Annotated in this window: 17 protein-coding genes; 3 read left to right on the forward strand and 14 right to left on the reverse strand. The window is 38.6% G+C overall.

Features of this window, described 5'->3' with window-relative positions:
• Positions 1-120 precede the first annotated feature (120 nt).
• From MKZ25_RS10230 to MKZ25_RS10240, 3 genes are all read right to left on the reverse strand, one after another.
• Positions 121-2,607, reverse strand: coding sequence for an N-acetylmuramoyl-L-alanine amidase (locus tag MKZ25_RS10230; RefSeq protein WP_340801385.1), 2,487 nt, complete (start codon positions 2,605-2,607; stop codon positions 121-123).
• Positions 2,608-2,899: 292 nt separating this feature from the next.
• Complete coding sequence (locus MKZ25_RS10235) at positions 2,900-3,058, reverse strand: hypothetical protein (RefSeq protein ID WP_340801386.1); 159 nt, start codon at positions 3,056-3,058, stop codon at positions 2,900-2,902.
• Between the two features lie 155 nt (positions 3,059-3,213).
• On the reverse strand, positions 3,214-3,516 hold the full coding sequence (locus tag MKZ25_RS10240) for a YqhV family protein (protein WP_340801387.1): 303 nt from the start codon (positions 3,514-3,516) through the stop codon (positions 3,214-3,216).
• Between the two features lie 190 nt (positions 3,517-3,706).
• On the opposite strand from MKZ25_RS10240, the gene MKZ25_RS10245 reads away from it, so the two are divergent.
• Positions 3,707-4,957 (forward strand): MFS transporter, encoded by a 1,251-nt coding sequence (locus MKZ25_RS10245; protein ID WP_340801388.1) that lies wholly within the window; start codon positions 3,707-3,709, stop codon positions 4,955-4,957.
• 531 nt (positions 4,958-5,488) lie between these two features.
• Here MKZ25_RS10245 and MKZ25_RS10250 read toward each other — a convergent pair.
• Positions 5,489-6,382, reverse strand: coding sequence for a copper amine oxidase N-terminal domain-containing protein (locus MKZ25_RS10250; protein ID WP_340801389.1), 894 nt, complete (start codon positions 6,380-6,382; stop codon positions 5,489-5,491).
• 55 nt (positions 6,383-6,437) lie between these two features.
• Positions 6,438-7,226, reverse strand: coding sequence for an N-acetylmuramoyl-L-alanine amidase (locus tag MKZ25_RS10255; RefSeq protein WP_340801390.1), 789 nt, complete (start codon positions 7,224-7,226; stop codon positions 6,438-6,440).
• Positions 7,227-7,414: 188 nt separating this feature from the next.
• Between MKZ25_RS10255 and MKZ25_RS10260 the strand changes: the two genes are divergently transcribed.
• Complete coding sequence (locus MKZ25_RS10260) at positions 7,415-8,365, forward strand: EamA family transporter (protein WP_340801392.1); 951 nt, start codon at positions 7,415-7,417, stop codon at positions 8,363-8,365.
• Between the two features lie 521 nt (positions 8,366-8,886).
• On the opposite strand, the gene MKZ25_RS10265 is transcribed toward MKZ25_RS10260, so the two are convergent.
• Together MKZ25_RS10265 and MKZ25_RS10270 are read right to left on the reverse strand one after the other, a co-directional pair.
• On the reverse strand, positions 8,887-9,906 hold the full coding sequence (locus tag MKZ25_RS10265; RefSeq protein WP_340801393.1) for a serine hydrolase domain-containing protein: 1,020 nt from the start codon (positions 9,904-9,906) through the stop codon (positions 8,887-8,889).
• A 142-nt stretch (positions 9,907-10,048) separates the two neighbouring features.
• Positions 10,049-10,426, reverse strand: coding sequence for an iron chaperone (locus MKZ25_RS10270; RefSeq protein ID WP_340801394.1), 378 nt, complete (start codon positions 10,424-10,426; stop codon positions 10,049-10,051).
• A gap of 241 nt (positions 10,427-10,667) precedes the next feature.
• Between MKZ25_RS10270 and MKZ25_RS10275 the strand changes: the two genes are divergently transcribed.
• On the forward strand, positions 10,668-11,351 hold the full coding sequence (locus MKZ25_RS10275) for a VOC family protein (RefSeq protein WP_340801395.1): 684 nt from the start codon (positions 10,668-10,670) through the stop codon (positions 11,349-11,351).
• 45 nt (positions 11,352-11,396) lie between these two features.
• Here the strand turns inward: MKZ25_RS10275 and MKZ25_RS10280 are convergent, their stop codons facing one another.
• The 7 genes from MKZ25_RS10280 to MKZ25_RS10310 form a co-directional block, all read right to left on the reverse strand.
• Positions 11,397-11,966 carry an AAA family ATPase gene (locus tag MKZ25_RS10280; protein WP_340801396.1) on the reverse strand — a complete coding sequence of 190 codons (570 nt, stop codon included), beginning with the start codon at positions 11,964-11,966 and terminating at the stop codon, positions 11,397-11,399.
• Positions 11,967-11,977: 11 nt separating this feature from the next.
• A complete protein-coding gene (locus tag MKZ25_RS10285) occupies positions 11,978-12,520 on the reverse strand; it encodes a DUF402 domain-containing protein (RefSeq protein WP_340801397.1) in 543 nt (180 codons plus the stop codon).
• A gap of 545 nt (positions 12,521-13,065) precedes the next feature.
• Positions 13,066-13,413 carry a DUF3139 domain-containing protein gene (locus MKZ25_RS10290; protein WP_340801399.1) on the reverse strand — a complete coding sequence of 116 codons (348 nt, stop codon included), beginning with the start codon at positions 13,411-13,413 and terminating at the stop codon, positions 13,066-13,068.
• Between the two features lie 30 nt (positions 13,414-13,443).
• Entirely contained in the window at positions 13,444-13,653 is a 210-nt protein-coding gene (locus MKZ25_RS10295) for a hypothetical protein (RefSeq protein WP_340801400.1), read from the reverse strand.
• Between the two features lie 129 nt (positions 13,654-13,782).
• A complete protein-coding gene (locus MKZ25_RS10300) occupies positions 13,783-13,899 on the reverse strand; it encodes a DUF6366 family protein (RefSeq protein WP_340801401.1) in 117 nt (38 codons plus the stop codon).
• A 131-nt stretch (positions 13,900-14,030) separates the two neighbouring features.
• Complete coding sequence (locus MKZ25_RS10305; protein WP_340801402.1) at positions 14,031-14,807, reverse strand: GNAT family N-acetyltransferase; 777 nt, start codon at positions 14,805-14,807, stop codon at positions 14,031-14,033.
• An 88-nt stretch (positions 14,808-14,895) separates the two neighbouring features.
• On the reverse strand, positions 14,896-16,158 hold the full coding sequence (locus MKZ25_RS10310) for a M48 family metallopeptidase (RefSeq protein WP_340801404.1): 1,263 nt from the start codon (positions 16,156-16,158) through the stop codon (positions 14,896-14,898).
• Positions 16,159-16,289: the final 131 nt, after the last annotated feature.

The raw sequence follows: 16,289 nt of genomic DNA on the forward strand, positions 1-16,289 counted from the left end.
CACGCGAAATATTAAGGGATGCACTAAATTTATATAATTTTTACTTTTATAAATTTTAATGCACTTTATTAAAAAATGGCTTAGTCCTTTTGCAAGAACTAAGCCACTTTACAGCATATTTTATTTTTTGTAGTAATCGACAATCCCGTTATAAATAGATTGCGCATAGATTTCTACATACTTGTCATTGATTAATTTTTTACGGTCTTCTGCATTCGAGATGAACCCAAGTTCTACCAATACAGAAGGAATGATCATATTGCGTGTCACATAATACTGTGCTTCTTTTACACCACGGTTTTTCATGTTCGCATTTGTGACGATTTCGTTGTTGATATACGTTGCAAGCTTTTTATCCTCTTCAAACTGGTCACCACTCGAAATGCTGTAGTACGTTTCCGTTCCTTTTGCACTCGTTGATGTCGCAGCATTGACATGGATACTGACAAATACTTCACCGTAATTGCTCTTCGTAAAGTTCACACGCTCTTGTAATGTTGGGAAAGTATCCCCTGCACGTGTTGTGAAAACTTTTGCGCCATTTGCTTCAAGCTTCTGTTTTACAAGATTCGAAACTTTTAAAACAATCGCTTTCTCTGTATGACCTGAATTCACAGCACCCGGATCTTTACCACCGTGACCTGGGTCTAAAATGATAATACGGCCTTTAACAGCACTGCCAGTTCCGTTCGTGAGTTTAAGGTACGATTTATGCACATAGCCTGTATCGTTGCCCGATGTTACTTTTGCCCAGAAACCTGATATTGAATGCACCGCAACAACCGTTCCTTTAGACAGGCTTTTGATTTTTGGTGAAGAGTCAGATGCGGATTGACGCATATTTAAAGTCGAAACTGTTACTTTACCAGTTGTGGATGTCGTAACAGGATTACTGTTATTATTTCCCGTATCCGTTTTTGGCGGTTCAACTTCCGATCCAGCAACTACCGTCGTACTATTTTTTACAATATAGCCCGGAATACCGTTCACCATTGTTAAATAATAACCACTAATCTCCTTATACACCGACAAAGTTGTTCCCGTCGAAATTTGTGTAATCTTTTTCGATGAAGATGTCGGTTTGTAATAAAGATTCAATGTTGCGTTGGCTGTAACAGATTTTGTTGATTGTCCAATTGAATTCCCGTCTTGCTCAAGGAATTTGGCATACGATTTACTAATATAGCCATAAGCGCCTTGGTAAGATACTTTCAGCCAATTATCTTCCACCGCGTAGACTGATAATTTCCCGCCAGTATCCACTTGACCCATAACAGTACCGGATGTTGTCGGCTTTGTACGAACATTCAAGCCATCCGTTGTCACCGAGATAAGTCCAATTACCTGTGATGTATCTACTGCCTCAAGCTTCTCTGGAAGAGGCAAACGGAATTGATTGCTTTTTGCACGTGCGATAAACGATGCAAACTGTGCTCGTGTAACAGTACTTTTTGGCAAGTACTTGCCATTGCCGCTGCCGATCGTTATTCCATTATAGTAGATTGCTTTAATATACGGAGCATATGTATTTGTACCCGGTACATCCTGGAAATACATTGCTAAGTCTTTGTAGTCACTTTCATTTAAATTAAATGCTTTTGCTAATACGTGACTCATTTCTTCACGTGACAAAGGTTCATTAGGATTAAATTGTCCTGATGTTTTTGTAAATAGTCCAAGCTCTCTTGCCCGTTCTATATACAGTGATAATTCCGTACCGACTTTTACATCAGTATACGAAGATTGTGATACTTTTAGCGGACCTTTACCTGCAGAGATGACAGCCATTTTTGCAGCATGTCCACGTGTCACACTATTATTCGGTTTGTAGTACGTTTTGCCGTTTTCCAGATATCCGTTAATCGCCCCGAGGCTAATCAAATATTGGATTTCTTCGTATGCGGCATAATTGGCACCAACATCCGCAAATACAATTTTGCCAGTATTTCCTGAAGTATTACGTTCAGGTAAAGCTAGACGGAATTCATCGCTTTTTGCACGTGCGATAAACGATGCGAACTGCGCTCGTGTAACAGTGCTTTTTGGCATGTACTTGCCGTTGCCGCTGCCGATCGTTATTCCATTATAGTAGATTGCTTTAATATACGGAGCATATGTATTTGTAGTCGAAACATCCTGGAAATACATCGCCAAATTTTGATAGTCACTTACATTTAAATTAAATGCTTTTGCTAAAACGTGACTCATTTCTTCACGTGACAAAGGTTCATTAGGATTAAATTGTCCTGATGTTTTTGTAAATAGTCCAAGCTCTCTTGCCCGTTCTATATACGTTGATAATTCCGTACCGACTTTTACATCTGTGTAAGAAGATTTACTTACTTTTAGCGGACTTTTACCTGCAGCAATGACTGCCATTTTAGCAGCATGCCCCCGTGTCACACTATTATTCGGCTTGAAATTCGTTTTGCCGTTTACTTCCTGATATCCATTAATCGCCCCAAGGCTAATTAAATACTGGATTTCATCGTAAGCGGCATCGGTTGTCGCAACATCTGCAAATACTACTTTAGCTGATGTCGGTGTAACAGCTAGTGTACAAACGAGGAAGATTGCAACAACCAATGTAATCAGTTTTTGATTCATTGTTACCTATCCTTTCATAAGCTGTCCCCCTCATTGTATAGTACAAAACCGGAAAAAAATAGAGGTAAATCCATATTTAATGTCAAAATCTTGTTACAGTCTAGTTACAAAAACATTACACAATATAACAATTTTGGTTTGTAAAGTTGTAGTAATGGGTAAATAATCTAATTTGATTGTTGTAATGGAGCGAATGATCCGTGTTTTCTGAAGGCAAAAAAAAGAATCCGGTTCGTAATATTTCGAACAAATGGATTCTTCTTGAAATTATAAAGTTTTGGTGTAAAGGTTATTAGAAATTGATGGAAAACTGTTTTGCGATTGCTCGTATCTCTTCAATTTTTTCCGGTTTTAAATAGTCCATCATCTTCGGAACGAACTGCTCGATATCCTCTTTTGTAAAAGCGGCAGGTCCGCCTATTATGTCACTCGTTATGAAAAACCATCTCAATACTAGCTATATCACTGCGGGTATTTTGGGAATAATACTTTTATTGTTAGTCTTGAAGTTCATCAAAATAGATGAAATCGGAAAATCAAAAGAACCGGCATAAAAATAGGGACCTGTCAGCAATGGCTGCCCAGGTCCTTTATTATTGTATTTTTTCATGCTGATTTTAAACTGAAAAGAATCAGGGAAATTCCGCAGAAAAGACATATGATTCGTGTCAGGGAAATTTTTTCTGCAAGACCAAGCAATGCTAGAGCCGTTGTAACAATTAAAACAACCGGACCGACCAGGGCTAGTAGCGTATTAATATAAAATGCTTTTTCTAAATCATTGAATTTAAACATTAATGCAGCAGCAGTCAACTCTATACTTCCGGACATAATTCTTAAAGCAATGATTATTATGAGTGCTTTATCCATAAATGTAACCACATCCTTGCTAGTTTTCTTACCTAACATATGCAATCCATTCCGGAAATATATTTAGTCAAACACTTTTTTAAAAACATATAGGATGCGGATAATCACGGATCTATACATATAGAACACGCAGAATTCCAAAACTGTCTGAAAATATAGTCAAATTCAATTTTACATATGATCCATTTCTATTTACTATTAAACTATAGAAAAAAAGGGCGGTGTTCAGTTGAAAAAAATACACTATAGCTGGATTATTCTTGCTATATCATTCTGCTCCATCATTGCCGCCGGGATCGCGATGGCATCATCCGGAGTCTTCCTAACGCCTTTTGAACAGGAGTTCGGCTGGAATCGTCAGGTGATTTCCCTCGCCTTTGGAATCAGCTTGTTTTTCTACGGATTTGCGGGTCCGTTCATGGCTGCATTACTTCAAAAATTCGGGTTAAAGAAAATGATGCTTGCCTCGATGGCAACGTTACTGATCGGGCTTCTCTTGATTTTCCTGATGAGTCAGTCATGGCAATTGATCATTATTTGGGGCGTAATTATCGGGCTTGGATCCAGTCTGTTTTTAACGGTTTTAAGTCCATATGTAGCAAATCACTGGTTTAAAGAAAAAAGAGGGCTTGCCACAGGGATTCTGACCGCGAGTACCGCGATGGGACAGTTAATCCTGCTTCCTGTATTAGCCACAATTATCGAAAACTATTCCTGGCGATGGGCAGTCGGTTTAATCATGACGATTAGTGCAGTTATGTTTTTCATCATCTTTTTATTCATGAGAAACACCCCTAAAGAGATCGGTATCCTCCCTTTTGGACAGACAGAGGAATTAGAGGATGCGCACGATCAATCAAAAGGCAATCCGATTGTTCTGGCATTCAAAGGGTTGGCCGACGCCATACGGGCTAAAGAATTTTGGTTATTGGCAGGAAGTTTCTTTTTCTGCGGCTTTTCAACGAATGGACTTGTAGGGACTCATTTTATTTCCTATTGCATTAGTTTCGGAATTCCTATTGTTACTGCAGCTTCCTTGCTCTCTTTTATGGGGGTTTTTAATATGGTCGGAACAACACTTTCCGGCTGGCTGTCCGATCGGATTGATAATCGCTGGCTTCTGTTTTGGTATTATCTCTTTAGAGGCGCTTCCCTTGTTTTGCTGCCTTTTGCGTTAATGGAAGGCAATCTTACTTGGATTCTTGTGTTTACTGTTTTTTACGGTCTGGATTGGGTAGCAACAGTACCGCCGACCATCAATCTTTCAAGACAGATTTTCGGAATACATAAAAGCGCAATTATTTACGGGTGGATTTTTGCTTCCCACCAAGTAGGCGCTGCAACTGCCGCGTACGGCGGAGGTATGCTCTATTCCTATTTCAATACTTATACGTGGGCGTTCTTTATGGCCGGTGTGTGCTGTGTTATGGCAAGTTTATTTGTTATTTTAATAAAGAAACAGCCTCGCCCTGTACATTAAGATTGGGTGCTTTGATTTTTTATTCAAAGCACCTTTTACTATATAAAAAGGCTGTTTTCGTAAAATTTGCTGTTTGGGGTAATTATTTTTATTCAACAATCGAGCGAGGTGGTAATGATTGGATAATTTTGAAACAAATAAGAAGGTTAATCGTATATTAGTTATTAAATACTTTAAGGCGGTGTTTGAAGTTGGGTATGGTTGCTTTAATATTGTTATCGCTTATACCATTTGGGGTTACAATTTGGACTTATTTCAATCCTAAAGAAAGTTTATTATGGGGGAAACGAGGAATATACAAAGAAGAACCTGAAATAACTGAAAGTGCAATTAATAATACAAAAGTGAAAGCTTTAATCACTATTATCGTCTATCCGATAATTATGATTATAATTTTTGTTTATAGTTACAGTTTATAAAAAGTTCAAAACCTTTTATGCAGAATGATAGCAACAATCTTTGAGAAAAGAGCCTATAAAAAAGACTAAAATTCACGTAATGGATGAATTTTAGTCAGGAAAATATTTACATTTAGTTCAGCAACTCTTTAACAAAATCATACTCTACATATGTTTTGTTTTTTTCCAATAATGCCGGTGCGACATCAAAATATTTAAGTGCACGATTATGGCCATATGTTTTTTCGCCGCGTGTAATAGTGTAAGACAGTGCACCTTTTGAGATGATAGCGCCGTTTCCTGTCGCAGCGACTTTAAAGCCAAGTTCTTCAGCAATAATTCGTAACGGCACCATGACTTTGCCATCGACTTCTTTGTAATCCTCACCTATTATTTCCCGTATTTCTGATGCGATTCCGGAGTTTACAGCTTCTTCTTCAAGTTTTGGGAACACAACAATTTTTTCAGGTGCTGCCTGCGCTGGAATACTCTTTGTTGTCGGTCCGTAAAATACAATCGCGTTATAGTTTTTCAATTCTTTCGCAGGCACTTTTTTGCCTTTTGCATTGATGATGACCGACTTTTCATCCAAATGCAGCTTTAATTCCCCGTCATCACTTAAGAAGTTTTCATCAAATTGTGCGACCTTTACTGAGTTAGCCGTATCATCCTTTTCCACAATGACTACAGATGGTGCATATTGCGGCGGATAAATTAAAATCATTGGCTGATCCGCGTAAATAGATAGTGAAATCATATCACCAATTTTCAGTTTAACTTCACTGCCATGTTCATCGAAAACAAGTGTTTTGTCATCAACATAGAAATTGAACACATTGCCATCTTGTTCTGCCGTATATAATTTAGCGTTTTCCCTCTCTTCGACTGCAGTAATATTCCCTCTGTGCTGGATAAATGTCCCTGTTTTTTCCACTTCTTCAGTCCCTTCTGCTGTTGGCTGCTCAGCGTAAGCAGTAACGGTTCCGAGTAGTAGTACAGATAATGCTAAAGGTGCAATTTTTTTCATATCGTTCCATCCTTTCGGTAATTTCACTACATTAGTCGATTTGAGGGAAAAAAGGTTACACATTCGAGATATTTTTTTGATATTGCAATGTTGTAAGTGCGATATAATCGTATAACGTTAATTGTCCACGATCGAAATTTTCCAACCATAATGGCTGAAATGCACCTATTTGAATACCTAGTTTAAGTTGCTCCCGTACAGCTTCTTTGTCATTGAAAATTGCTTCCACTTTTTGCTGCAATGCCTTGATCGTGATAGTTTGCGGGTCTGGTGCTGGTGTCGGTTTTACTGGTGGTGCTGGTGGTGCTGGTGCCGTATTTGGAAAATAGCTTTTTAATGTCTCGGCAATTGCCTCAATTATTTGGTTTTTATTTGACCGGTACAGTTTTACATCTTGCTCTGAATTGACAAAACATACTTCGATGAGAATGGCTTTTTTCGCTGTGCCATTCAAAAATGCCAAGTTCGTACGCTGTTTGGCTCCGCGATTTTTAAACTTTCCTGCTTTCGCAATTTCAGTGCTCATCTTTTGCGCAAATGAAGAAATGGCCGGATTCACATATAGCACCTCTGTCCCGATCCCATCTTTTTGCTGTGCCGCTGCAGAATTAAAATGAATGCTGACATCCATTTCGCGCTGAGTTGCATTATGCTGCTTCACTATATACGTTAAATTTTGCTGCTGGTTTTTAGATTGTTTATCGATAATTACGTTGACCTTAACACCTTTTTGCTGCAATTTTTTCCCGAGCTCCTGCACAAGTGAGACGGTCTCCTCTCCTTCATCCATGTAGCCTGAGGCACCTGTCCCCTTTCCGTAATGACCTGCACTAATTGTTAGCATCGTAATTCACCTCCTTTTTCTATCTATATGTCCTTTTGTATGTCAAAAAAGGGACATCGAGGTTTTTATTATATTAAAATAACAGTTAAATTTTTAACTCATTGTTAGACAACCTTCAAATAGCGATATAGCAATTCGAATAATAATTCGTTACAATGAAGTAATTATACATAATGTGAGGGTTTGGCATGAAAAACAAACGAATGATTGGATTTTTATTAGTTGTGTGTGGCAGTTTTTTCTGGGGAATCGGCGGAACGATGGCACAACAACTGTTTTCTCTTGGTATCGAAGTGAACTGGCTAGTCTCAACTCGTCTTGTCATTGCCGGTATTCTTTTATTAATTGCCCAGGCAATATTTAAAGATCGCGGCCAGATTTTCAAGATTTGGCGGGAAAAAAGGGATGCATTCCGCCTGCTCGTTTTCGCGATTATCGGCATGCTGGGGGTTCAGTATACATATATGGCTTCCATTAAAGAAGGGAATGCAGCGGTCGCAACACTCTTGCAGTACTTGGCACCGGTTATGATCATTATTTGGGTGACACTGCGTGGCCTGTCCAAATTCACGAAAAAAGATGCGGTAACAATTGTGCTGGCGCTTAGCGGAAGCTTCTTTCTATTAACAAACGGTTCACTTTCCGCTTTTGCCGTGCCGCTGCCTTCGATTCTTTGGGGATTATTGTCCGGTGTGACGCTTGCATTTTATACGCTCTATGTCATTCCCCTTTTAAAACGCTTCGACTCACTTGTTGTTGTCGGTTGGGCGATGCTGCTTGCCGGTTTGACGATGAGTTTAGTGCAGCCGCCATGGGATGTGGATATTTCGGTATGGACCGGCGCAACTGTCTTTTATTTGTTTGTCGTCATTATTTTCGGCACGATGCTGGCATTCTGGTTTTACATCGAAAGCCTTCAGACTCTTACTGCCAAAGAAACGAGTCTGCTTGGCAATATTGAACCGCTGACTGCTGTTCTGGCAACAGTTTTATGGTTGAAGGAACCGTTCGGCGGATTCCAATGGCTCGGATCTTCGCTCATTTTAGTGATGATGGTTTATATTGCACTGAAGGCTGATCGGGAGAAGCTTGAGGAACGGAATGACGTTGGGGATGCGGATGCCAGGGTTGACGTTTAATGGTGAAGGGCTCGCATGGGATGTGCGGGCGCTTTTTTAGTTATGGGGGTTACTGCGGATTTTGCGAAATCTTCCGCAGAATTCGGAAGATTTTTTGGTTGGAGGAGTTTTCCGGGAAATATAGGGGCATGCAGAAGATTTTTTGATTTTTATTGGAACATCGGCGGCTGTTATTAGAAGATTTGAACGGGTTATTAGAACATTTTGGATAGATATTAGAAGACTCAAGTGAGGAGTACGATTTTAGATGAATTTCCCGGCTATATCGAGTGTAATTTGATGGTGTTTTGTTTTTATTAGAACAAATGCTGTGGTTATTAGAAAACCTGAGAGGGATATTAGAACAACTATGAAGGATATTTGAACATCTTGACGGGTTATTAGAACATTGAATAATTATATTAGAACTTCGGCATTATATTAGAACTTTTCACGTTTTATTAGAAGATCAGCACCGGATATTAGAAAACCGTCCCCCAGCAATAATAGAAACCAACTAGCCGAGGCTAGTTGGCTCCACTCTAAATGTTTTCAATTTCCTTGAATACATCAAAAGCGCCTTCACTTTTGTTCGAACAAACCACACTGATCAAACCAGTCTCCGGATAATAAGCCGAGTGGAAGCTCACGCCCGGATCATAGCCCATCACATGGTATTTTGAAATACAATCACCCGTCTTATCAATCCATACCCCGTAGCCGTAAAAGCGGTCATAATCATCATCTGTGTGAATATATGGCGTCAGCAATCGCTGCGTCATTGCTTCGCCTAAAAGTTCAAACGTCATCAATGCATGCCAGAAACGCTGCATATCTTCTGCAGTGACAAATGCTCCGCCGTCCGCCCCGCCTTTAACAGGAACTGAATAAATATTCGATTTCCATGAGCCATCGTCCTTTTTGATATAGCCGAGTGCCGTATTTGAAGGCAGCGCATCCAGTTCAAAGTAGCCGGATTGCTCCATGCCTGCACGTTTGAATATGTTTTCCGTCACATACTCATCAAAGCCCATGCCGCTCAACTGTTCGACCACAAGTCCGAGCAGTATATAGCCGGCATTATTGTAGTGAAAGCGTTCACCTACTGCCATCTTCATTCGTTCATGCTGGAACAACGGTAAAAAATCACGGCCGTTTCGCATTAAATACATCGGCTTTTCCACCCATAATTCCGCAAAGTCTTCCATTACTTCTTCGTCAAAGTAATCCGGAATTCCCGCCGTATGAGTTAGCAGATGGTGGATAGTAATTGCCGGATCGAACCGAGGAAACGGAATACCCAAAATCTCGGGCAACTTCGATTCAAATGAAAGCTGGCCTTTCTCTACAAGCTGGCAAATTGCCACTGCCGTGAAGATTTTGCAGCCGGAAGCAATACCGAATCGCGTCTGCTCATTAATTAAAATTTCATGTGTACGATTCGCAAACCCATTACTATGTTGCTGTAACAAATCATTATTTCGTTTTACTAACACATTGCCTGAAAAATCAATTTCATTCATAACTGTTATAACTTTCTCGTTGTACTTATTCATTTTCATCCTGATCCCTTCAATTTTGAGTGACTTCAGATAAAAACTGGTTAACTAGAATTTTCCGAATGATATTTTTCGGAATTACAAAACTTGGCAATTTGATTTTAACATATACTTGAAGGCTTTAACCAATAAAAAAGAACTGTCTTTAGCAGTCCGTATCTTGGCCAGCTCGCCACATGTCGATTGTTTTTCGGATAAAATCCCGCAATCCTGTCTCTTCAATGTTGATCGTCTTATTGACTCGGATGCATCCTTTGCCATAGTTATAGCCAATTAAAAGCGCCTCGGAGTTTTCTATTTTATCAATAGTCCCCACATAGAGGCTGACGTAATGTTTTTGCGCGTTCAATGCGAAAATATAATGTTCATCCTTACCGAAATTCAGCATCTTATAGCGAATCGACTCATCCAATTCAGGTGCATAGGATAAGATTATTAGCCGGATTGCAAGAAGCTTTTCTTTCCGCCAGTCGTCTTCAAGCATTTCTAAATATTCTTCAGCATTTTTGGCATCATATTGCATGTGAAACACTCCCCCCTGTACTTTCCATATCATTATTAGTTTACATAAAATTGTTATCGTATGCACAAAAAAGCAGGCGGTGCACACCTGTCAAAAATTTATCCTACCTCACAATGTGGTAAATCGCCCTTTTAGAATGGTAACGTTCTGGCCATAGTTGAAAATTCAGTCTATTTAACGATTCGTATTTGACGGATTCGTGGTAATTTAAAGTTATCACAGATCGAGAGAAGGAAAATATATGAATATTAAACATGTTACGATGTACGCATCCAACTTTGAGGCAACAAAACAATTTTATTTAACAAAGTTCCAATTCCCTCTCATTTCACAGGAGCCGGACCGCTTTACAATGAGTGTCGGAAAATCAGCCGTCACTTTCATTAAGGCACCTTTGAATGAAAAACCATTCTATCATTTTGCATTTGATATCCCTTCAATTCAATTTGAAGAGGCGAAGGCATGGACTAAAGGAAAAGTAATATTATCGAAAGAACAGGGTGAAGATGAAGTTTACTTTGAAGGAATTGATGCAAAATCCATCTATTTTGAAGACCCTGCAGGAAATATTGCAGAATTTATATGCCGGCTTACAGATGCGAAAGAAAGTACAGCACCTTTTTCGGCTTCATCTCTTCAAAAGGTTTCGGAGATGAGTATTGTCGTAAAGGATAAATTAAAATCAGTATCGGCGTTTCATGAAGTTTCGATTTTTGAACGTGACCACGAAAAAGTTACGGCTGAAGGTTTAACATTTATGGGCTCGCGTGAAGATGCATCCTACCTGTTATTTGTAAACGAGGGCCGCACATGGTTTTTCTCAAATAAGAAGGCTGAAGTTTTCCCAGTTGAGGTTTTATTAACGGATGGAGTATGGTTGAAAATTGATGAAAATCTGGATTTGGTGAGTTCGAATCGGGTTTGAAGATGCTTAAAATCGTTTTAATATAGGAGCACGAGCTTGCCGGCCCTACAAGCTCGTTTGTGCAATTAGTACAATACTATGTATAACTTTTTCGATATCATTATTATTGTTGATAATAAATAAACGGTCAGCCTCATGTACGGTTGGATCAACGATATCTATTTCTGAGGATTCTGCCTGTTGTCTGAGAAGGAGTTCCTCAAAATTTGTAATACGACCCCTAAATATATTGGTACTTCTCTGACTCTTTTTTACTCTGGAATGAAGTTCATCGTCCGATATATCAAAGTGAACCAATATCCGTACAAACGCTTCTGCCGGGAACACTTCCTCAAGTAAATGCTTACGACCTTTGATGTTTCGGTTCGAATTGCAAATAATAAAATGAAAATCGGTATGTTCTTTCGCATATTCGACAATTAGCTTTGATAAAGAATTTTTGAGTAGATTAGTCCCTTGGTTTGGTAGCAGTTTTTTATAATGAGTATTAATGAATTCCGCATGATTGTCTTGATCCATAATAAATGAATTACTTAATTGTTTTTCCAGAGCATGTGCAAATGTACTTTTTCCGGAATGGGTTTTGCCTACTGTAATGATTGCTAACCTTTTCACTGTTTTACTCCTCAAGATGGATTTAATATGTAGGTAAATTCCTTTATAAAAGGAAAATTCCCTTCATGAACTTCCCCTTTCAATCGTTCTAATGCCACGATTGCTTCCTGTTTTAACTCTTCAGGGTACACATATTTTATACTGTTCTCTTCAAATTCATCTTCGTCCACAACTTCCCACTCTTGATTTTTTCTTTTTATAAAATCCAGATCCAAATCTACAAAACTCAGTTCGTTTTGATGTAAAACAGAAGGCATTGCAACATTGCAATACGCTGAAACCACTTCCCCTTCTTCGACTTCCATCGCTGCGGTAAACCATTTATTGAAAGGAAAATATTCAATCGACGTATTATTGATCGTGTATACATTATTTTTAGAGTGATGCACTAGCTTTCTTCCTGATTTGCATAGAACAAGGATGTATTCAGATGTCTTTTCAAGAATTTCCCCTTCCCATTCATAATGGGGAATGTCAGGAAACTTCAACGCTTTAATTTTCAGGATATTATTCAAATACCTCTCCTCCGAATACATGTTAAATTTATCAAACAATGCTTTTACTTCCTCAATAAATATTAACATAAATTCCCATACTGAAATTATGATATTTTGTGAACTAAAAAAGCATTACCCGATCCAGGCAATGCTTCACAATCTCACATGTTGTCATTTTTGTTTTGATGAATCAGCTGAATTAACTGATCAATTTTTTCATTTCTTTCTTGATCTAATTTCTGCTTCATTTCCATAAATTTTATCGTTTTTACTATAAAATAAATTCCCAAAATAATTATAACTAAATACAACATTTCCATCACTCCACTCAATAGATCTTTATATTATAACAATACATGAAGTGGTGATTATTCCCTGACGTTGACTTTTGTGGCGGCTTTTTAAGAAACAGGAAAGATTAGCCTGGCAAAGTTAAACATGATCAACATTAATCCTGCAAGTACTAATAAAAGCAAACGAGATGAGTAAATAATTGATACGATCAATCTTCCTTTTAATCAATGTAACCAAAAGGTATAATACCAGATCAGTTCTTCTACAAGCTTTTATATGCTTAAAAGAATATATCTTTTGGAGCTCGGTTAATTAATCGAACCGCTTGGATCATAATTGCATAAATCATCTTTCGTTATTCCCTCGAATTCCTCATCAATAATTTGATATTCGAACTGCAGTACTCTTTCATGTGCAAAGTAAATATATTCAATATAAGGTTCATTAGTGAAGACTACAACAGTGTAAAATTTAGGCATTTTGAATCCATAAACGCCCTCCACCGACGCTATTTCACTTTGATCATATTGCAATTCATCCAAAAGATAATCGGTTACTCTATTTGCGTATATCAGTTCGTTCGCTTCAATATAAATAAACCGGGTCAGTATTATAAAAATAGGAATTAATAAAACTGCTTTCAATTTTTTTGGCATATATACCTCCGCGGCATTTCATATGTACGATTAAATACCTAAACGATGCAACAAGTACGCTCCCCCACCAAATATAAGGAACATCAGCGCCACCTTAATTAATGAGATTTGCTCCAGAAGGGGTGTATGCGTTGAGCGATTCGCTGAAAAAATAACCCACCAGCTCGGATCTGGATATTGATGTGAAATCCCGATCCAGAACAGAAAAAATAGTAAAACAAAAAACAAATAGAGTTTCATCTGAACCACCTTTAAATACTTCCTTAATTTTCGTTCAAAATGTGGGAATGCGTCTTTAGTTGAAAAATGCCAAATAGATGACAATGGCATTAATAATAAGAAGAAAATGGTTTCTGACCCTTTCCATCCTTAATCCCCGATCAGATCTTGAAGGCCGCCACCATGCATAGCTGCCGGGTTTCTCTTTAATTCTTGCTGCCTTAACCTTTCTCTTCTTGCTTCTGGAGATTCCTGATCTTTATTCAATATAGATTCCTCCCTCATCTATGTATTTAACTCTCGCTATTGCAAATGCTGCTATTATAAATTAAGCGCTAACCCTTTTAGAGAATAGCGCTTATATAGAAAAGTGTCTAATTAGTACTATCCTGTTCTAGCTAAGAAATACTAGGTGACTGGCAGCCATATGAATATGCCAGACAACTAAAACCAGACTTTTCAAGGATCGGTTTACTCATTGGAGTGGCGTCTACTGTCAGGAAAGAATACCCCTTCTCATAAGCTTTTTGTGCACGAACCGCCAATAGTTTTGAATAATAACCATTGCCTCGGTATTGTGGTAGCGTTGAGCCTCCCCATAAGCTTGCAAAGGACGAATTATTCTCCAAGTACATCCAAGCGGCACTTACAAGCTGGCCATCTTCATAAACCCCATAAATATATAGTAAGTCCGGACTATTTTGCTTATCTCTCCATAGTCTTTCCCCAAGTTCTTTATGGGATCCATTCCAGATGATCTCTATTAATGTAATAATATCCCGGATGCCTTGTTCATCCGTAATTTCTTTTACTGCATGCAGATCAAAATTTGTAAGAAAAGGATGACTTTCCGATAATTTCACGACCATCAGTGCTTCTTGATCATCAATCGTAAATCCTTCTTGTTTAAGTATTTCAGTCAAATTATCAGGTTTGTCATAGCTGTACACTTTCCATTCGAAACTCTGTTTAAGATCACCGAAATAACTAAGCTCATTTCGAATCACTTCCATTGCAGAACTTTCATTTACATTAGAGGCTAATATAAATCCATTTTCGTTAAATTTTGAAATATGCCGAACAACAAAGTCGGTTTCTTCCCTTATAAATCCTGGTGTTACAGCTTCTTGTCGCAGTTCTTTGTGAAAAAGTGCAATCCATTCGTTTTTGTCCATAATCAAGTTCCCCTTACTGTCTCAAACATTTGCTTACAAAAAATTGAAGTGCTTTTAGATATAGTAAACTAATTATACAGGATTTTGTTTATTCCTCATCAACTTCTTCGGCAATTTTATCGATTCTATCCAACATTGGCGGATGCGTATAGCGGAACCATTTCACAAGTGCCGGCGGGTTTACTTCACTAAGACCGGCTTTGGTCAGCTGTTGAAATGATGAGATCGCTGCTTCAGGATTTTCCACCAGCTCAATCGCAAATTCATCTGCACGGGTCTCCTGATAACGTGAAATCGCATTGGACAATGGGCTGGAGAAGAACAGTAAAAATGATGAGATCAGCAAAAACAGCGGCAATGAATTCAAATTGCCAATTTCTTTAATTTTCAGGACCGGTCCGTAACGGCGAATCATCCAAGGCATGATTTTTGCGATGAGCCAAAGTCCAATGAGCGTCATAACTAAATAGACCGCGATGTTAATATAAATATCCTTCAGCAAATAATGCCCCATCTCGTGTGCCATGATGAACAGGATTTCATCATGGGTTAACCGGTTTAACGTCGTATCCCACAGCACGATCCGGGAATTGTCGCCGATTCCGGTCACATAGGCATTTAAAGCATTCGTTTTCTCCGACATATTCACTTCAAACACATGGTCAGATGGAATGTCCGCCTGTTCAGCGAGTGATAGAATTTTCGTCTCCAGCTCCTTGTCTGTTAACGGAGAAAACTCATTGTAGATCGGATCGATGACGACAGGTTGAATAAACATCAAGAAGATTGAAAACGGTACGGTTAAAGCCCATGCATAGAGCCACCATTTTTTCGGGCTTTTTCTAATCAGCCAATAAAGAACGGCTATCATGATGACCGACATCCCAAAATCGAGCCAAAAATCAATGATATTTTCCCGCATCCAGGAAGAAAAAATTTGCGTACTGATCCCATAGCTTTTGCTGAGCATATAGCGGTAATAGTCCATCGGGAATTGGAGGATAAACAACAGCAAGGACAGAAAGAACAGATACATTGCTGTTCTGAAAATGGACCATTTGAATTGTTCAGCACTCCATTTCTCGAACAGACGTGAAATACCCGTAATTAAAATCACGAAGTAAAGCAGCCATTCCAACGGCGTTGTGATAAAGAACAGGAAATTTCTCACTTTTGATAACTCTTCACTTAATAACAGCTCCTGTGTTGTAAGAAAAGTGCTTGGATCTGCTGCTGTTCCTTGAAGAGTGGCTGGAATCCCACTATTTTGTCCATGAAAAAAATACAAATACATTGCGGCAACATACAGTCCAAATGCAAAGACAGCCATTAAACCCCATTTTTTTGTCATTCCTTCTACACCTCAATTCAGTCGTTACCATATCCTATTATTGAAATGCGGAAATCATTTCTACCAAGTTGGCCAATCTCGATTTTTGATGGTTCTAACCATCTTGGAATCTTCATAAATTGACTCAATCC

Source organism: Solibacillus sp. FSL W7-1464 (assembly GCF_038004425.1).
Lineage (GTDB): Bacteria > Bacillota > Bacilli > Bacillales_A > Planococcaceae > Solibacillus.